At 29.9% G+C, this 19,693-nt stretch carries 13 protein-coding genes, 1 riboswitch and 1 other annotated feature; of the genes, 2 read left to right on the top strand and 11 right to left on the bottom strand.

What is annotated here, in order from left to right; genetic code table 11:
* Position 1: 1 nt before the first annotated feature.
* The 6 genes from ACJDT4_RS05095 to ACJDT4_RS05070 form a co-directional block, all read right to left on the bottom strand.
* Entirely contained in the window at positions 2-862 is an 861-nt protein-coding gene (locus ACJDT4_RS05095) for a putative ABC transporter permease (protein ID WP_406786452.1), read from the bottom strand.
* Between the two features lie 130 nt (positions 863-992).
* Positions 993-1,820 (bottom strand): aldo/keto reductase, encoded by an 828-nt coding sequence (locus tag ACJDT4_RS05090; protein ID WP_406786451.1) that lies wholly within the window; start codon positions 1,818-1,820, stop codon positions 993-995.
* A gap of 87 nt (positions 1,821-1,907) precedes the next feature.
* Positions 1,908-3,290 (bottom strand): glycoside hydrolase family 32 protein, encoded by a 1,383-nt coding sequence (locus ACJDT4_RS05085; protein WP_406786450.1) that lies wholly within the window; start codon positions 3,288-3,290, stop codon positions 1,908-1,910.
* Between the two features lie 267 nt (positions 3,291-3,557).
* The gene (locus ACJDT4_RS05080; protein WP_406786449.1) at positions 3,558-5,222 is read right to left on the bottom strand and encodes a ribonuclease J; all 1,665 of its coding nucleotides are present in this window, start codon (positions 5,220-5,222) and stop codon (positions 3,558-3,560) included.
* Positions 5,223-5,370: 148 nt separating this feature from the next.
* Positions 5,371-6,339 carry a Gfo/Idh/MocA family protein gene (locus ACJDT4_RS05075; protein WP_406786448.1) on the bottom strand — a complete coding sequence of 323 codons (969 nt, stop codon included), beginning with the start codon at positions 6,337-6,339 and terminating at the stop codon, positions 5,371-5,373.
* Positions 6,340-6,513: 174 nt separating this feature from the next.
* A complete protein-coding gene (locus ACJDT4_RS05070) occupies positions 6,514-7,635 on the bottom strand; it encodes a ribose-phosphate pyrophosphokinase (RefSeq protein ID WP_406786447.1) in 1,122 nt (373 codons plus the stop codon).
* A gap of 355 nt (positions 7,636-7,990) precedes the next feature.
* Here ACJDT4_RS05070 and ACJDT4_RS05065 point away from each other — a divergent pair, with 355 nt between their 5' ends.
* Complete coding sequence (locus ACJDT4_RS05065) at positions 7,991-10,006, top strand: methyl-accepting chemotaxis protein (protein WP_406786446.1); 2,016 nt, start codon at positions 7,991-7,993, stop codon at positions 10,004-10,006.
* A 413-nt stretch (positions 10,007-10,419) separates the two neighbouring features.
* Here ACJDT4_RS05065 and ACJDT4_RS05060 read toward each other — a convergent pair whose 3' ends face one another.
* The 4 genes from ACJDT4_RS05060 to ACJDT4_RS05045 form a co-directional block, all read right to left on the bottom strand.
* On the bottom strand, positions 10,420-11,076 hold the full coding sequence (locus ACJDT4_RS05060; protein ID WP_406786445.1) for a hypothetical protein: 657 nt from the start codon (positions 11,074-11,076) through the stop codon (positions 10,420-10,422).
* A gap of 293 nt (positions 11,077-11,369) precedes the next feature.
* Positions 11,370-13,577, bottom strand: a complete 2,208-nt coding sequence (locus ACJDT4_RS05055) for a methyl-accepting chemotaxis protein (RefSeq protein ID WP_406786444.1) — start codon at positions 13,575-13,577, stop codon at positions 11,370-11,372.
* A gap of 198 nt (positions 13,578-13,775) precedes the next feature.
* A riboswitch (cyclic di-GMP riboswitch) is annotated at positions 13,776-13,860 on the bottom strand.
* Positions 13,861-13,998: 138 nt separating this feature from the next.
* The gene (locus ACJDT4_RS05050) at positions 13,999-15,078 is read right to left on the bottom strand and encodes an iron-containing alcohol dehydrogenase family protein (protein WP_406786443.1); all 1,080 of its coding nucleotides are present in this window, start codon (positions 15,076-15,078) and stop codon (positions 13,999-14,001) included.
* Positions 15,079-15,216: 138 nt separating this feature from the next.
* Positions 15,217-15,472 (bottom strand) — a binding site (T-box leader).
* Positions 15,473-15,598: 126 nt separating this feature from the next.
* On the bottom strand, positions 15,599-16,444 hold the full coding sequence (locus ACJDT4_RS05045) for a lecithin retinol acyltransferase family protein (RefSeq protein ID WP_406786442.1): 846 nt from the start codon (positions 16,442-16,444) through the stop codon (positions 15,599-15,601).
* Positions 16,445-16,617: 173 nt separating this feature from the next.
* Here ACJDT4_RS05045 and ACJDT4_RS05040 point away from each other — a divergent pair, with 173 nt between their 5' ends.
* A complete protein-coding gene (locus ACJDT4_RS05040; protein WP_406786441.1) occupies positions 16,618-18,336 on the top strand; it encodes a methyl-accepting chemotaxis protein in 1,719 nt (572 codons plus the stop codon).
* Between the two features lie 84 nt (positions 18,337-18,420).
* Here the strand turns inward: ACJDT4_RS05040 and ACJDT4_RS05035 are convergent, their stop codons facing one another.
* The gene (locus ACJDT4_RS05035; protein ID WP_406786440.1) at positions 18,421-19,581 is read right to left on the bottom strand and encodes an iron-containing alcohol dehydrogenase; all 1,161 of its coding nucleotides are present in this window, start codon (positions 19,579-19,581) and stop codon (positions 18,421-18,423) included.
* Positions 19,582-19,693: the final 112 nt, after the last annotated feature.

The following is a 19,693-nucleotide window of genomic DNA, read 5'->3' as shown; positions in this document are numbered from 1 at the left end:
TTTACTTTCTCAAATCAATCCTACTCTTTAATTGCTCAAGTGCTTCAAAGTGCTTGTTTGACTTAATGTTAGGAAAAGCCTTAAGAATTCTTCTTTGAAGTATGTGTTTTCTTTCCATAAGCTTATTGTAATTGCATCTAAGTTCACTAAACTCTGTCTCATATTTGCTTTTAATTTGAGATATATTAGCCTCATATTTTTCTTTAAATTCAACCGAATTTTCATTATATATTTTCTTTAATTCTATTGTATTTTTTGCTATTTCTTTTGCTAAAGCATCCGATTTATTTCTCATCTTCACTGATACTTCCTCTATTTTTCTAATTCTAATATTCAACTTAAGAATAGCTTGGACAGTTGATATAATATCTACTATAAAACAAGTTATTACTATTATTATAAATATAATTCCTAATAGACTTGGTATAAGCTTTACTAAAGCATATACTATTGCATGTACAACTTCAATAACAAAAACACTTGCAATTCCCCATCCCAATGAAAACTTAAGACATATATATCCATTAATATTAAATGGCATATTAGAATAATCCCACCATCTATTATTGAATATTCTTTCCAAAACAAAACCAGTTATATACTCAATAAATGATGTTATAAAAATTGATCCAACAAATAACATAAAAATATTATTTTTTATGGGACTAAGTATTATTATAATAAAAACAACTCCAAATCCATATATAGGGCAAACTGGTCCATTTAAAAATCCTCTATTTACAAATTTCCCAGTATTTAAAGCTGAATATGCTACCTCAATGCACCATCCAAGAAAAGCATAGATTGTAAAATAAAATATTATGTTGTATAAAGACAAATTAAAAATAATTACATTTTTCATTTTGACCCCCTTATATAGATAAGCTTCTTCAACTAGCAAAATTAATTTAAAAGACAAAGTACAGAGATTTTCTCTAATTTCATTACAAAAAATCTCTGTACTCTGTTTTCTATCTTAAAGCTTAAAAATTTTATACTTCTTCTGCAACTACATCTGGATCTGGCCCTATTCTTTTACCAGTATTTAATTCAGCTATTCTCGCCATATCTTCAGCAGATATTTCAAAGTCATATAAATCCATATTTTCTTTTATTCTAGCCTTTGTTGAAGACTTAGGAATAGTTACGACCCCCATTTGTAAATCCCACTTTAATGCTATTTGTGAAATTGTCTTTCCATACTTTACTGACAACTCCTTCATAAGTGGAATTTCAAATATTTTTCCTTGCATTAACGGTCCCCATGCCTCAAGTTGAATTTTATGTTTTTTACAAAATTCATGAACTTCTGTTTGCGGGAACTCTGGATGATATTCAACTTGATTTACTGTTGGAACAACATCACATTCATTTATAAGCTCCTCTAGATGATGAACTTTGAAATTACTTACTCCTATAGCCTTTATTCTTCCCTCTTTGTATAGCTTTTCTAGTGCTTTCCATGGCTCTGTATTTGATCTTTGTGGCCAGTGAATTAAGTAAAGATCAAGATAATCTGTTCCTAATTTTCTTAAAGATTCATCAAAAGCTTTTAAAGCTCTATCGTAATCATGTTCAGTATTCCAAAGCTTACTTGTTAAAAATATATCTTCCCTTTTAACATTGCTTTCTTTTATAGCTTCTCCAACTGCTTCTTCATTACCATATATAGCTGCTGTGTCTATATGCCTATATCCTAATCTTAAAGCCTCTTTAACGGAACTAACTGCCGTATTCTTATCCTTAATTTTAAAAGTTCCAAAACCAACCCATGGCATTTTCACACCATTATTCAATATTGTATAACTATTAATATCCATTACTATTTCCTCCAATCATAACAATATATTATTAACTACCCTATATGGGTATATAATAACACATTATTATTGCAAAATAAAAGCATATTATTCTAAAATTGAAGCCACATTCCAAATATCAAAAGACTTAACCTTTAGCTTTTTTCCTTTTAACAGTGAAATCTTGACATTTTCACTTTCTTCCCTAACTGGGTATACTCTTCCTGATATAACTTTTTCATCATTTGCAAATACCTCTATAGTAGAGTAATCAACAAAAATTTGCAGCTTTAACATATTACCTTCTCTAAGCTCAACGTTACCTTTAACTGGAGATTTACGGCACTTATCAGAGACACTAGATTTACTTCTATCAATGTAAAAGCTTTTATCAGCATATTCATATTTTATAGATGTCTTTTCCTCTCCATCCTGTGAACTTAATACATCTATAGAAAAACACGTGTCATTTTCTACCTCTGCTTCAATAATTAATTCAAGTGCTTTTCCTTTTATCTTAGGAACCAAGGTGGACTCTAAAGCAAAGTTTTCATATTTCTCGTGTGTTTTTCTCAAACTTTCAAGCTCTTTTACTGGTTTAATGTGAAGTATGTTATTTTCAATTTCAAGTGTTCTTGGCAGAGACTGAACACCAGCCCAATCGCCACATTCGTCGAAGCTTTCTCTTGAATGTTCCGGCATCCAACCAATCATTATACGCCTTCCAGTGTCATCTACCAATGAATTTGGAGCATAGAAACCATCCCAGCCACCATAATCTAATATTCCTTTAAATTCGGGTATAAACTTATAATCACTGCTTAATGTTCCAATATAATACTCAACCTGGCCATCAGGTGATATAATTAAAACATACTTATTTCCCAATTTAAAGAAGTTTGGACATTCCCAAAGAATATGTTCTCCTTCGCAAAGTATGTTTAAAAACTCCCAACTTTTTAAATCCTTTGATTTATATATCAATGTGCAGCCTTTATTATTATGGCTCCCACCTAAAACCATAAACCATTCTTCGTTTTCCTTCCATACAAAAGGATCTCTCCAATGTTTAATCTCAATATCACCATGAATTTTACTTGTTATAACTGGATTTTCCTTGCACTTTTTCCATGTAAGCATATCATCTTCACTTACAGCAGCCCACTGTTCCGCCCCTATTTCTGGATTTCTTTCGCCTTCTCCTATGCTTGTATAAAAAATTGTAGGCTTTTCTCCATCAATTACTGTACAACCTGAAAAACAGTGAACTTCTCCTTGCTCTTTAGATGGATATAATGCTAAGGGTAAATGCTTCCAATGAACTAAATCTTTACTTTTTGCATGTCCCCAATGCATATTTCCCCACTGACTTCCATATGGATTATACTGATAAAAAAGATGGTACTCACCTTTATAGTAAATAACTCCATTAGGATCGTTCATCCAATTTTTTTCTGGCAAAAAATGATAGCTAGGTCTGTATAGATTCATATATATTCCTCCATTATATTAATGTATCGTAAACTAATTGCGTATGCTAACCGGTTAGCATAATTGTGTATACGTATTCAGCTATAATGATAATTATAACATACAAAAATAATAAGGTAAATAGAAGCCTGCTCTTTTCTATTATTTTACGCTATGCTAATTCCTTTGAAATAATAAATCCTGATGAGAAATCATAAAACACTTAGAATTTTATAATTTCTCATCTGATGCTTACAAAACTTTTTCAAATTACGTATAATTAATATTTTAGATTTCCATAATTATTGGAAGTACTATTGGCCTTCTTTTCGTCTTTCCATATAAAAATTTTTCTACAGCTCTTTTCGTGCTATCCTTTAAAATATACCACTCAATAATCTCATTTTTAAGACAATTATCTAATTCTCTTCTTGATATTTCTTTAGCCTCACTGATTAAATCTTCCGATTCCTTTACATATACAAAGCCTCTAGTAATTATATCCGGTCCTGCTATAATGCTATGTGTATCCCTTTCTATAGTAACAACTATTGTCAAAATTCCATCCTTAGCTAAATGCTTTCTATCTCTAAGCACTAAACTCCCTACATCACCTACACCAAGTCCATCAACAAAAACATCTCCTGTACGAACCTTACCAGAAATAGCTGCCTTCTTACTAGACAATTCTAAAACTTGGCCTGTTTCCATAATAAATATATTTTCCTTTTTCATGCCCATGCTCTCTGCAAGTTCTGCATGGAATTTCAAATGTCTGTACTCTCCATGAACTGGCATAAAATATTTAGGATGAACCAGAGTATGCATTAATTTTAACTCTTCTTGATATGCGTGACCTGATACATGCACCTCTTCTAAAGCCTTATATATTACTTTAGCACCACCCTTAAGAAGTTTATTTATTACCCTAGATATTAATTTTTCATTTCCTGGGATTGGAGATGCTGAAATAATAAATAAATCATTTGGTTCTATTTTTATTTTTCTATGATTTCCAAACGCTATTCTTGCAAGCGCCGACATAGCTTCTCCCTGACTACCTGTAGTTATTATAGTTACTTTTTCATTGGGATAATTATTTATTTCGTCAACACTTATAGATGCTCCCTCAGGTATGTGTAGATATTCAAGGGATGTTGCTACCTCCGATACATTTTCCATACTTCTTCCACTAAAAGCTATTTTTCTTTCATATTTCAAAGAAGCATTAATTATTTGCTGCATCCTATGTATATTTGATGCAAATGTAGCTACAATAACCCTACCTCTAGCTTCCGAAAAAATTCTTTGAAGCTTCACTCCTATAGACTTTTCAGAAATTGAGTGACCTTTACGTTCTACATTAGTACTATCTGCCATAAGGAGCAAAACCTTTTTTTTGCCAAGTGTTGCAATACGTTCTAAATCTGTACCAAGTCCATCAATTGGTGTATAATCAATTTTAAAATCTCCAGTATGGAATATCACACCAACAGGAGTGTGAATTGCAAGGCAGCAGGAATCAGCTATACTATGAGTATTTCTTATAAACTCTATTTTCAAATTATCTAGTTTTACTATATCTCCAGCTTCTACACAATTTAAAGTACAGTCTGAAACCATATTATGTTCTTTTAATTTGTTTTCCACTAGCCCTAAGGTCAATCTAGTACCATAAACAGGAACATTTATTTCCTTTAGAATATATGGTAGAGATCCAATATGGTCCTCATGCCCATGGGTAAGAAAAATACCTTTTACTTTTTCTTTGTTATCAATTAAATAGCTTACATCTGGAATAACCATATCTACACCATACATTTCTTCATCTGGAAAGGCTACTCCACAATCTATTACTATTATCTCGTCCTTATACTCAATTGCTGTTATATTTTTTCCTATTTCTCCAAGCCCACCTAATGGAATAATTCTTACAACATTTTTATCCGCCACTTAAATTCCTCCTAGCACAATATAATTAATATTTTATTTATTATATTTTGGCTGTTTATTATAAATTTAATTCTTCTCTATAAAAAAAGTAGGCGGATTTATATTTTTATTAATCCACCTACACTTTATAAAAAAATGATTATTCCAATTATTCAAAAGGATATTTTATTTTCCACTGCTTTCTAATCGTATCCATCATGCTCATTACATCAATAGATAAATTCAATGTACTTTCATCAAATTTAGCCGTAATACAACTATTCATATACTCAATTTCATAATTTAGTGCCTTTGGTCTCTCACCAATTTGAAGAACATCTGTCCTTCCATCTGTATAATTTATAACCGCTCTATCTGCTCTTGGAAAATCCTCTACCATTATATATCCAAGTTCTCCTGCAATAATTCCTACTTTAGGCATCTTAGCTCTCATAGTAAGTGAAATAACTGCCATTTCATCCATGGAGTTTTTAAGTACTATTCCAGCTTGTTCATCTACCCCAGTTTCAAATTTCTTAACTGAAGTTAAAATTTCATTAGGATTGCTTGAAAGAAAATATCTTGCAAATGACAGTGCATAAGTCCCTATATCTAAAAGTGCACCTCCAGCTAATTCTTTATCAAAAAATCTACTTTTAACATCGTATTCTTTGCAGCTTCCAAATGAAACTTCAATCATCTTGAGTTTTCCTATTTGTCCCGAAGCAACAATATTATGAAGCTTTTTATATAGAGGCATATGATATATTGTCATAGCTTCTGCAAGAACTAAGTTTTTTTCTACTGCTAAATTAACTAGCTTTTTCAACTGTTTTTCATTTACAGTTATTGCTTTTTCACATAATACATGCTTATTATTTTTAAGGCTCTCCATTATGTAGTAATAATGATTACAATGAGGAGTTGAAATATAAACTGCATCTATGTCCTCATCTCGTAACATTTGTTCATAATTACCATAAGCCTTTTTAATATTATAAGTATCAGCAAACTTTTTTGCCCGTTCATATGATCGCGATCCAACTGCATATACTTCTGAATCACTTTCCATTAAAGCTTTAGTAAACTCTTCTGCAATATTCCCAGGTCCCAGTATGGCCCATTTTATTTTCCCCATATTTTTCACCCCATTAATTAAATTTGTTAACTATTCAAAAAATTCAATTCATTATATTACATAATAATTCAAGTTTATATTAGAGTCAATGCCATTTACTGTAAATAAAAATCCAAGCAATTAAATTACTTGGATTTTTATCGAATTAACTTTACTTTTATTAGAATTATATATCTACTTACTTACCTTGTTTTCTAGAAGCTCCTGTATAACATAAGTAGCATCCATAAACTTAGCAATAGATTGATCCTTGTTCAATCTATTTATTATCCTTGCTATAAATTCTGACATATCAACTCTCTTAAACCACTCAGCCTTTTCAAGTTCTGGTGATATATATGTTAAATTTGTAGAATAAACTCTAGTTATTATTCCATTATCATAATATTCCTGAAACTTTTTAAGACCTTCAGTAAAGAATGCAAAAGTAGTGGCAATATAAACATTCCCTGCTTTTCTTGATTTTAATTCCTTTGCTATATCAAGAACAGATTCTCCAGATGCAATCATATCATCAACTATTAAAACATCTTGATTTTCAACATCTCTTCCCATATATTCGTGCTTAACAATAGGATTTTTTCCATTAACAATAGTAGAATGATCTCTTCTTTTATAAAATAATCCTACATCTACTCCAAGTACACTTGAATAGTATATAGCTCTATCCATTGCACCTGTATCTGGGCTTATAACAAGCATATTATCTTTATGTATTTCTATATTTTTTTCTTCTGTTATAATAGTTTTTAAAATATCATATGTTGGATATAAGTTTTCAAATGACAATAATGGAATTGCATTTTGAACATTTGGATCATGAGCATCGAAGGTTAATATTTCTTGTACACCTAACCTTTCTAATTCTTGCAATGCTAACGCACAATCCAAGGACTCTCTTCCTTTTCTCCTATGCTGTCTTGATTCATATAAAAGTGGCATTATAACTGTTATTCTCCTAGCCTTTCCCCTTATAGCAGAAACAGTTCTTTTAATGTCCTGGAAATGTTCATCTGGTCCTTTGTGATTTTCTATTCCAAACATGCTATATGTACAACTATAATTTCCTATATCACAAAGTATGTAAATGTCCTTTCCTCTAACTGATTCAGTAAGCTTTACTTTTCCCTCACCATTAGAAAAACGAATTTCCCTAGCTGGTAATAAGAAATTTCCCTCTACTTTTCTTCTTGCTTTAATGTGTTCATTAATTTTTTCTCCTAGTTCCTTGCAACTCTCCAATACAATTAAACCCAATTCACCATTAATATGGGTAAACATTTGACTATTACTCATTTTTTTCCTCCATACATCACTTAAATTTATTACACATCTTTTGAGTATTTTCCTTAATTAATTCTAGATATACAATTCAATTATGTCAATGGTTAATACCTCAATATTTATACTTTTTGTTTATTTTATAATTTTATATTGTGTTTAATAATATTATTATAAATAATATCTGCATAAATAAAAAGATATATTTTAGTAAAAAAACATCAAAATATGTTTAATTGTGTATATAAAATCATGCATATTTTGATGCTTTTTGTATTATTTACAATGTTTTGTAGTTATAAATGTAGTATAATTATAATGTCATCATATAAAATTTTAGTATTATAATTAACAAAAGGAGATATTAATAATGAAGAAAAAAATAAGTAACTCTATAAAGGTAAGAATTTTATTCATACCTATTATTATAATGTTCATAATTATAGCAATTATAGCCTCTACATCAATAGGAATATCACGAAATAAAATACTTTCTCAAATGAAGTCTGATGGAATTAATATGGCAAATCAAATATCTAAGGACATGGGTAAAAATAAAGCATCAACTGATTCTCTGAATGAATCTATTGATGAAAGAATAAGAACACTTGGAACTTTCATAATTGCCAATAAAACCAGTGTAACCAATGATTATTTAAAAACTTTAGCAAAGCAATTTAATGTAGATGAAATAAACTTTACAGACGCATCGGGTACAATAATATATTCTAATCTGGAAAGCAGTTTAACTTCAAGTCCTTTTGGAAACAAAGATATATGCTATCCTGTTCTCAAAGGTGAAAAAGATGAGCTTATGGAAAATATAAGAAAGAGTGTTGATAATAATAATTACTATAAATATGGATATATAAGAAATCCTAATGGTGGTTTAGTTCAAATAGGAATTTTAGCAAACAAAGTAGAAAAATTAACAAATGACCTAAAATCTCAAAATTTAATAGATGATATAGTTAAGAATAAATCTATAGTATACGCATTATATATGAACAAAGATTTAAGTGTTGAAGCAGATAGTAATAAAAAAGAAATAGGAAAAACTTTAAGTGATATTGGAAGTAAAACTGCAATATCAACTGGGAAAATATATTCATCCCAATACACAGACTATGGCGTTCATGTTTATGACATAATTGTACCAGTATATGATGATGGAAATATTATTGGTGCTGTAGACATTGGCATGTCAATGAAAAATGTAGAAGCAACAGTTTATGCCACTGTTATTATAATAGTTTTAATATCAATGGCGGCCTTTGTTTTGTTTTCACTTATACTTATAAAAATATCAAAGGGAATAACTGCCCCTTTAACTGATCTAGTTAAGGCTTCAAAGCGAATAGCTAATGGAGAATTAAATAATGAAATAACAGTTTATACTTCAGATGAAATAGGCTTACTTGCAAGTTCATTTAAAAATATGGCTAAAAGCCTAAAATCCACCATTTATACAATAAAAAATGAGACCACAACTGTTAGCAGCATGTCATCTGAATTGAGCTCTAATTCAGATAATATGAAAAATGCTTCAAATGAAGTTGCAATGTCCATACAGGATGTAGCTAGCGGTGCAACCGAACAAGCTAATAATCTTGTCGATATTTCTAATATAGTATCTGATTTTGCTAAGGAACTAGATACTATGAATAATAAACTTTCAAAAGTCAATGAAAGCTCAAACATTACAAGAGACAAGGCAAGTGAAGGTAAAAATGAGATAAACATACTTCTTAATTCTATAAATGATGTTAATAAATCTTTTGAAATGGTAGCAGAAAAAATAGAAACTCTAAACTCCAGCGTTTCAAAAGTTGGGGAAATAACAGATGTAATAAATGAAATATCAGAGCAAACAAATTTATTAGCTTTAAATGCTGCAATAGAAGCTGCACGAGCAGGTGAAGCTGGAAAAGGATTTGCAGTAGTTGCCGATGAAGTTAGGGAATTAGCCGAGCAATCGAAAAATTCTACTGAACAAATACACAGCCTTATTACAAGCATAAGTAGAGAAACACAAAATGTAATATTAACCTCAAATAACGTTAAAAAGGTATTTAAAAATCAATCTCATACTGTAACAAACACAATCTCATCTTTTGAGGGTATGTTATCTGCAATAAAAAATGTAACTCCTTTAATTGACGATACCTATAAATCTATAGCTGTGATTATAAAATCAAAAGAAAATATTTTAAATAAGCTTGACGCTTTAACAGCAATATCGGAGGAAACCTCTGCATCCTCTGAGGAAATATCCGCATCCTCAGAAGAATTGTATGCATCTTCTGAAAGCGTATATAATTTTGCTAGTAATCTCAATGAGATTGTAAATAAACTTAATGATGAAGTAAATAAATTTAAAATCTAACTGTTTATAGAAATTTCGTAGACATGAATGAGCTTTTTTAATGTGACGAAGCATTGTTACTTCATGATACTTATATTGTAAGACTAAAGCAATAATTGTCCATTTTGATGAAGATTCAGTGCATTTTACAAATACTCCATGAGCCTTAACTTATATTTAGAAATCGAAAATCCAAGTCCTAAACCTGGAATATTTTGATTTCTGCTTTTTTTCCTTATAAAGTTTTAAAAGTTAAAGAGATATAGTTAAATTCTTATAATATTTTCAAGTTTTCATCACTTAGATACTTTAATAAAAGAAGAATTTTGAAATTTTCTTTGACGAAGAAAGAATTGGTATTAGAAAAAAGAAGTTTCAAGCGGTTTATCTCTAACAACACACTTTACTTCAAAATTCTAATATTTTAGATGTGCCTACTTATCTAATGCTTCTTGTATTTTAGAGAATTCTTGCACTAAGCATTTTTTATCGATTTCCTTATTATCAATAATACTTTCAATTAGAAAATTTTCAAAGATATCTTGTGCCTTTTCATTTGTATCTAAATAATCAATCATTTTCTCATAACTTTTATTAATTTCTTGGGATTTTTGTGTTTCTTTAATCATTTTTTTTATTAAATTTGATGCCATTTCTACATTGCTATCTTTAGGTGGAGTTGGATATTTATATGTAACCACTTCAAATTCATGATCAATATAATTTTTAATAAACCAGCATGCTATATTATAAGCATATCTATGCATATTTAAACTTGCTTCTAATTCCTTTTCTTTATCATTATATTCTCCTCTAGTCCCCATTCTTCTGACTTTATTAAATGTTCTATATATCTTGCCTTTAAGTATCCCTTCACTCTCTAACTTTCTTAATCTTCCAGCTTGAGTTGTCGTATTTAATAAAGAATACCCCTCTAGTTTACATACTTCTTTAGTTAAATTTTCAGTAAAACTTCTACCTTTAATAATTGCTTTATATGGGGATGTAAATACTATTTCATCTAATTCTCTTAAATAATTATTTAAATATCTATAGTTCTTATTTAAATAACTAAAAACATTACTTTCCAAATTGCACCTCTCCTTCACTATTTATTATCCTAATTTAATCGCCAAACATACATTCTTATTATACCACTAAAAAGCGATCAATGTTTAATTACCAAAATTAATTTTATTGTAAGCAATAGCTACAGTTGTAATGGAGCCTCCTAATTCACTGATGCTATAAACATCTTTCCACTTATATTGATACCATAAAAAATATATATAAAACTTACCATACTTATAACGTATGGTAAGTAAAATAACTCATTTCAATAAATTTACCTTTAGTTTCACTATAAAGCATATCTCATATTGCATTAGTATTTCCCAAATTCTCCATCACTTAAATCAATCTTAAACTTATGCTTATCGAATTCAGAGTTAATATCATCTACATCTTCATTTTGCTTAACAGACATATTTTCAAGCATTTTTAACACTTGAGGATTTATCTTATCAACTTCATATTTATCTAAATTGCCTTTTTTTAGCTTAAAACCATTAACCAAGCCTTTAAGAATCTCTGCCTGACTTGATAATTCTTCACTTGCAGCTGCACTCTCTTCAGCAGTCGCAGAATTAGTCTGCACAACTTGTGACACCTGCATAATGCCATCATTTATTTGAGAAATACCTGCCGCCTGTTCATTAGATGCTCTTGCTATTTCGCTTACAAGACTAGTAGCATCCGAAACAGCATCAACAATTTTATTTAAAGCCTCTGCAGTATCATCAGCTATTTGGGTGCCATTTTCTGCTTTTTTAATTGAACTTTCAATTAGTGCTGTAGTTTCTTTAGCCGCATTTGCACTTCTTGCTGCTAAATTTCTAACTTCTTCTGCTACTACGGCAAATCCTTTTCCTTGCTGACCTGCTCTAGCAGCTTCTACTGCTGCATTAAGTGCAAGAATATTTGTTTGAAATGCAATATCATCTATAACCTTTATAATTTTTGAAATATTACTCGAAGCTTCATTTATTTCATTTATCGATTTTAGCATCTCTTGCATATGAATATTACCATTAAGTGCATTGTCCTTAGCAGCTAACGCCATTTTATTAGCCTGCTCAGCATTTTCAGCATTTTGCTTTGTTTGTGCAGCTATTTCCTCTAAGGAGGCTGTTAATTCTTCTACGGAGCTTGCCTGCTCTGTAGAACCTTGCGATAAAGCTTGCGCTGAATCTGATACTTGCCTAGCTCCAGATGCAACTTGTTGTGAAGAAGTATTCATATCATTTAGAATCTTATTAAAAGAATTTATAATTTCATTCAATGAGTTTTTAATTTCAATAAAATCTCCTACATAATCCCTTGATATAGTTACATCAATATTTCCTTCTGCCATTTTTATAAGCACACTAGAAATTTCATCTATATATGAACCAATAGAATCCATGGTATTATTAAGTGCATTTTTAATAACAGCATGATCTCCTTTGTAGTTACCATTCATCCTTGCTTTAAAATTACCCTTTTCCATTTCTCCAAGTACATTTGAAGCTTCCTTTACAGGTGCAATCGCAGAATCAAGCATGTTATTTATCCCTAAAATTATCTCTTTATAACTACCTTCAAATTGATCATCATTACCTCTAACATCTAATTGTCCATTTATTGCACTACTTGCAAGCATTTTCGATTCATTAATTAAACTATGTATAGCCTGCATTGTTGCTATACAAGCAGGAACAAGCTTATCATTTTCAGATCTTTTACCTACACTTTTAAATTCTTCAAGCCTACTTGTGTCCCCTTTAGCAACTCTTACAAATCCATCCTGCACGCTTAATAATCTTGTTTTAACATCATTAATAGACTGTGCAAATTTTTTTATAGAGCCTTTATATTCACCTTCCATTTCCAAGGTAAAATCATTTACTGCCATTCTATCTAAAATGGTGATAGCTTCTTGTAATGGTGCCACCAAAGTATCTAAAAGATTATTTATACCTCTAACTATTGTTTTGTAATTTCCCTTAAAGTTATCTTCTTGTCCATGAATATGAATGTCTCCATTCATAGCAGAGTTAGTTATTACTTCTATTTCTTCACAAATATCCTTGATACTTTTTATCATCTTAATAAGATCAGGTATCATCTTATCCTTTTCCGATCTTTTTCCTATCTTTTCTAGCTTCTCCAAATCACTAATATCTCCATTAGAGATATTAGTACATATGCCTTGTATACTTAAAAATCTTAGTCTAACATCATTAACGTTTAAAGCTAACTCCCGCATTGTACCAGAATAATTTCCTTTGACCTCAACAGTATAATCATTGTTTGCCATTTTGTTAAGAACTTCATTTGCCTCTTCTATAGGTTTTGTAACTTCATTATTTATTAAAAAATATGAGATTATTACAAGAATAATAACAGTGAATATAACTAACAAAATTGAATTAACAGTTTTTTCTTTAAAAATTATATTAGAAAAGTACCCTAAAAAAGTTGAAATCAAAATCATAATTGTAAAGTATAATAACAATTTCAGACTGGTTTTAATATTTTTAAAAGATTCCATAACATATCAACCACCTTTATATTTATATTTAAAACAATTAATATTTCCCCCCTATAAACCCCCTTCTTTTTATATTATAAAAAAAGTAAGCAAAACAAGTTGCTTACTCTTACTAAATGCATAATTTCCCATCCCACAATACATAATGTTTACTATAAAAACATAATTTAATTATTGGACAGCAAATACTTATTAATTTATAGCAACCTGACAATCATAGCATTATTACCTTAGACTCATGGCTTTGCGTCTTCATTTTTCAATGAATTTGCTTTTTAACTAAAATATTCTATGTTTTCATTGTATTATATATATCATGGTTTGTCTACATATTTTAACAAGCTTTCGTATATTATTACATTATCTTTTCTAAGCAAATTTAAAATATATTTATTTAACACAAATAGTGTTATAAACATAATTATAAGTTACAATTTAACTTTTCTAATTCCATCATTGCCTCATATATCATTTCCCTTGTTATTTTATATGGAACATGCTTTATATCACCTGTTTCCATTGCCTTATCTAGTACTTTATCCATATCTTTTTCTTCAACCTCTATATCCTCAAGTTTAGTTGGAAGTCCTATACTCTTATTAAATTTATAAATTCTATCACGTTCTTGATACTGCTTGTCACATGTTAGCATAACTAAAACTCCATAAGACACTACCTCACCATGAAAATGATTTTTCTCTATATTTTCTAATGTTGTGCATCCATAGTATACGGAATGTGCAAGACAACTATTGTAATCATTTATTACAAAAACCGATACAAGTCCTGTAGTAATTATTATATTAAGAACAACCTGTTCTAATTCATATGATACTTTGTTACTCTTAACATCTTCATAAGCTTTTTTACCATATTTTAAAAGTGGTTCTACACAGTTTCGGCTTATATCAACTCCTAAGAGATTTGTATGATCTAATTCATCTCCTCTTGAGGAAAATGTACATTCATATTCTTTCGACAATGCATCTCCTATACCTGCCCAAATAAAATGATCCGGTGCTTCTGCTATTATTTTTGTATTAATAAAGCAATGTACTGCTGGTTTTTTAGTAAAATACAACTCCTTAAACACATGATTTGCATCGTATATTACCGTTGTTGCAGTTATAGCAGCACAATTTGAAGCTATTGTTGGAAATACAAATAATGCTTGCCCAGTTTGATCACACATTGTCTTACTTGTATCCACACTCCTTCCACCACCAACTGCAAATATCATATCTGCAGCTGCAACAACTGGATTTTTCTTTAGCATTTCAACATTTTCGTATGATGAGTCCCCACCAAACCATATGAAGTCCAATATTTCTATATTTGAACCTTTAACTCCTTCTAAAAGTGCCTCTTTTGCTTTTGTCATCGCTGTTTTCCCGCCAACCACTACTGCTTTCTTTCCATAAGGTCCACAAATCTTGGCAATCTCCTTATATACATCGTCTCCTATACTATAACTTGGTAAAAATACGCTATAACTACTCATTTAATTTGCCCCCTAAATATTTTTATTATTTTTATAGGCTCTGTTTTAAATAGCGCTGATTTTTACACTTATTTAAAACATAGCTTTCTTTATTACATTTGGCTATTTAAAAAAATAAAAAAGACCTTGTCTCAATTTCTTAGAGACAAAGTCTTAAACTTGCGGTACCACTCTATTTGCTACTTAAAAAGTAACCCCTCAAAATATCTACGGAAATTTCCTTTAATATTCGGCAATATAACGGTTGCTACCGATAACACTTACACAATAAATAATATCTTCAGTGAACTACTCATGAGTGATTTTCAATTCCTTCGCAAATCCTACCTCCCAGCAAATGATAGGTCTCTTACTAGATGCCACAGAATCTACTTTTCTCAATCTACGTATTTATTCCTTAACTTTTTAATAATTATATTACCTAATTTTTATACTGTCAAGATTTTTTATATATATTATGCAATTTTATCTATTAGTTACTTAACTATTATTAAAACCGTTATTATAAATATAGTTTGAATTAATAAGGAACTTTATAGGGTATTATACCTGTATCTACATAAGCTTTAATGAGCCGCAGCTGAGATTCACTTAAATTATCAATTTGATAAGACTTAGCATTACCCGTTTTACACCATACAGCAAAGTGTTCACAATTATTAGTAAGTAAATTATAGCTTTTTTCTCCGATTCTTGATTTAGCCCTTTCAATTGTATCTTTTGCTGAATATTTGGCATTAGACCCAAAGTCAAGAACAAAATACCTACCTTTTGGAAAATTGCCTTTCATATCTCCTATTTCAATTTTAGCATTTTTCATAGTACCATCTGGACTATTATAATGAATTACCTTGTTATCGCCAATATAAATACCATAATGTTCATATTTATATACGTCAATATTATAAGTAATCCCAACTATATCTCCATACTTAGCTTCTCTATTTACTTTTATTGGTTTAGGAATATTTTGATTGCTCACATTAAAATTAGCATTTAAACTTTTGTTTAATCTTAAATTATTGCTATGAACATTTTTTGAAATATTTAAGGTATACTTTTCACCTGGAACATAACCTTGTACTGGTGGATTAATAAAAATACTTCTTCTATCATTTTCAAAATCAAGCGTCACATTAATTATATGTCCTTTATCATCCTTCACGGTAATTCCTTGTTTGGTATCACCATCAAAAGATATTTGTTTATTGAACTGAATTTTTATCAATTTGTTACTGTTTATCGTTTGATTATTCTGAATATATACCACCAATTTTTCCTTATGATTTAATGAAAAATATGCTATTACTGCAATCAAAGCCATCATAATCAAACATGTCCATTTTAGTAACCTATTACCTTTCATCAAAATTCTCCTTTTATTAAAATGTACTTATTAAAGTTTAACCTTTTTCAATTAACTTGTCTATAAAATAGTCTAATAAATACTTTTTTATTTTTATTCACTTTTAGTTGATAAAATTATATTTATTATGTATAATTTCATTAAAATATAATTATAATATTGTGAGGTGTATTATGAATAATTTAAAAGTAAAATGGAAATTAGTATTTTTTTCGACAATTATGTCGACGCTGATTGCTATTATGTGTTTTACAGGATACCACTACATCTCTAAAGCTAATAAAGGTATGGAAACAATGTACAATCAAAGCCTATTAGCTATTGAATGGTTAAACGATAACAGAAATCAAGCAAGAGCCATGGAGGCAGATACTTATTACATTCTACTAAATTCAAACAATAAATCTGAACAAAGTGAGAAATTAATAAAGGATATTGAATCAAGAGAGAAAATATTTTCAGAAAATTTAAAAAATTTTAAAAATATAGGCTTAGATAAGTATGAAAATGATAAGCTTCCTATTGTTGAAAAAAATTACGAAGAATATACAAAGGTAAGAAATGAAGCGATAAAACTAGCTGAAGCTGGGAAAACAGATGAGGCCAAAAAAAGTTTAAATTCTGTTAAAAAGAACAACGAGACTTTTAATGAAAACTTAAAAAACATTGCACTATACAGTATAAAGAAAGCAAACAATTTAAAAATCGCAAATAGCAATGATGCACGTAATTCCCTTAAGCTAATGATATTAATATTTATTGTATCTATAGTTGCTGGTTGTATATTAACTATTATTATATCAAATGCAATTGCAACACCACTAATTTTATCTATAAAACATCTAAAACTCGCAGCAAAAGGTGATTTTTCAGAAGATTCTCCCGAAAAATTAAAAAAGCGAAGGGATGAAATAGGCGATATTGTAAATGCAATTACCATTATGCAAAACTCACTGAAGCTTCTAAGCAATAATGTAAAGCAGGAATCTAATATCGTTAAATCAGTTGTAGATGATATTTTAGATAATACTCACATTTTAAATAACAATATAGAGGATGTATCTGCAACTACCGAAGAGTTATCCGCAGCAATGGAAGAAACAGCAGCTTCTGCTGAAGAAATGCATGCATCAGGTGATGAAATAGAAAAAGTTATTAAGTCTATATCAGAAAAATCTAGAGAGAGCACTGTACAAGTTCAAGGAATAAACGAAAGAGCTACCACCACAAAAAATAATGTTATAATGTCACAGCAAAAATCACTAGATATGCTTTCATCAACCAAAAGCAAATTAGAAGCTTCTATAAGAAACTCAAAAGTAGTAGATGAAATCAAAATACTATCTGATGATATTATAGAAATTTCTTCGCAAACCAACCTTTTAGCATTAAATGCAGCTATTGAAGCAGCAAGAGCTGGAGAAGCTGGAAAAGGTTTTGCAGTTGTTGCAGAGGAAATAAGAAAACTTGCAGAAGAAACCAAAAATACAATTATAAAAATACAGAATACTGCCGAAAAAGTTACTAGTTCGGTAAATGATTTAGCCTCAAGTTCAAACGCTTTACTAAATTTTGTATCAGTAGACATACAAAAAGATTATACCTCAATGCTTGACGTGGCTAATAAATATAGTAAGGATGCAGACTTTCTAAATAGCATAATATTAAGTTTTAGTTCCGCCTCTGAAGAACTTTTAGCATCAATTCATGAATTATCAAAAACAATAGAGCAAGTATCTATAGCTTCTAATGAAGGTGCTGATGGAGCAACAAATATTGCTCAAAAAACCATAAGCATCACAGAAAGCTCTAACGAAATAGTTACAAAAATTAAAAAATCTAAAGATAGTGCCTCCAATTTAAGTAAAGAAGTATCAAAGTTTAAAATCTAAAAAGGGGCTGTGTCACTAAAAATTTATGAATCATTATTCAACAATTTTTTAGTGACACAGCCCCTTCATTTTAAATTACAAATTCTAAATACACATTTCTAAAATTTTATATACATCATCTGAGTTCAATGCAACATAAGCATATTCTAATCTACCATGTTTAACTGCTGCTTCTGCCATCTTCCTCAAATTTGATTTATCTATTCCAAGTTCACTTAAAGTCATTGGAATATTGCAATCTTTAAAGAATTTTTCTGTTGCATCTATTCCTGCATTTGCAAGTGCAAATTTATCATTGCTAGGCTGTAAATGCCATACATTAACAGCATAATCTACAAACTTATCTACTGTTGCTTCACTTAAAATATATCTCATCCACCTTGGTGTTACAATTGCTAAACCTACTCCATGTGTAATATCGTAATATGCACTTAGTTCATGCTCGATTGGATGACAAGTCCATCCTCCAACCTTACCACTTCCACAAAGTCCATTAAGTGCCATAGAACTTGCCCACATTATGTTAGCACGTGCTTCATAATTTCTTGGTTCCTTTAGTGCAATAGGACAATATTTTATACAAGTTTGTAGTAATCCTTCTGCAAATTTATCTTGAACAAATGCATCTGTTGTCTTGCTAAAATATCCTTCAATTACATGTGACATAATATCTGCACAGCCTGCTGCAGTTTGAATTGCTGGTACCGTGTATAAATATTCCGGGTCCAAAATAGATGTTTGAGGTATCATATTCCAAGATGCTGTTCCAAGCTTTTCGTTAGTATCCATTTTTGAAATCACTGCATTTTTATTCATTTCAGAACCAGTTGCAGCCATTGTTAAAATTGTTACAATAGGTAAAACTTTATCTATCTTAGATGGATCAGCAACTACATCCCATGCATCTCCATCATAATAATAGGCAGCTCCTACAACCTTTGCACAATCAATTGTACTTCCTCCACCAACAGCTAAAATAACATCAATTTTATTTTCTCTGCAAAGCTCTACTCCGCGTCTTACTGTTTCAATCCTCGGATTTGGTTCAATACCACTTAATTCTACAATAGTAAAATCTTTTAACAGGCTTTGAACTTTATCATAAATTCCATTTTTTTTAATACTTCCTCCACCATATGCAAGTAATACATTTTTGCCATATCTCTTTAAAACCTCTGACAACTGCGCTATTTGACCTTTTCCAAATAACATTTCTGTGTAAGCATTAAACTTAAAATTCTCCATACTTCTTCCTCCCTACAAATATAATAATTTTATGTTATAAAATTATTATTATACAAGTATTTTAAAAGTTATTTGTCTTATCCTTGTTAATTATATTTATAACTCAATTCAG

The sequence above is a fragment of the Clostridium neuense genome (assembly GCF_045310695.1).
Classification (GTDB): domain Bacteria; phylum Bacillota; class Clostridia; order Clostridiales; family Clostridiaceae; genus Clostridium_S; species Clostridium_S neuense.
The sequence above is the reverse complement of the archived record's forward strand: the minus strand, read 5'-3'. Positions and strand labels throughout refer to the sequence as shown.

Coding starts and splice junctions, on each gene's coding strand:
- ACJDT4_RS05095 (WP_406786452.1), bottom strand. CDS start 862: ATGAAAAATGTAATTATTTTTAATTTGTCTTTATACAACATAATATTT.
- ACJDT4_RS05090 (WP_406786451.1), bottom strand. CDS start 1,820: ATGGATATTAATAGTTATACAATATTGAATAATGGTGTGAAAATGCCA.
- ACJDT4_RS05085 (WP_406786450.1), bottom strand. CDS start 3,290: ATGAATCTATACAGACCTAGCTATCATTTTTTGCCAGAAAAAAATTGG.
- ACJDT4_RS05075 (WP_406786448.1), bottom strand. CDS start 6,339: ATGGGGAAAATAAAATGGGCCATACTGGGACCTGGGAATATTGCAGAA.
- ACJDT4_RS05070 (WP_406786447.1), bottom strand. CDS start 7,635: ATGAGTAATAGTCAAATGTTTACCCATATTAATGGTGAATTGGGTTTA.
- ACJDT4_RS05065 (WP_406786446.1), top strand. CDS start 7,991: ATGAAGAAAAAAATAAGTAACTCTATAAAGGTAAGAATTTTATTCATA.
- ACJDT4_RS05055 (WP_406786444.1), bottom strand. CDS start 13,577: ATGGAATCTTTTAAAAATATTAAAACCAGTCTGAAATTGTTATTATAC.
- ACJDT4_RS05050 (WP_406786443.1), bottom strand. CDS start 15,078: ATGAGTAGTTATAGCGTATTTTTACCAAGTTATAGTATAGGAGACGAT.
- ACJDT4_RS05045 (WP_406786442.1), bottom strand. CDS start 16,444: ATGAAAGGTAATAGGTTACTAAAATGGACATGTTTGATTATGATGGCT.
- ACJDT4_RS05040 (WP_406786441.1), top strand. CDS start 16,618: ATGAATAATTTAAAAGTAAAATGGAAATTAGTATTTTTTTCGACAATT.
- ACJDT4_RS05035 (WP_406786440.1), bottom strand. CDS start 19,581: ATGGAGAATTTTAAGTTTAATGCTTACACAGAAATGTTATTTGGAAAA.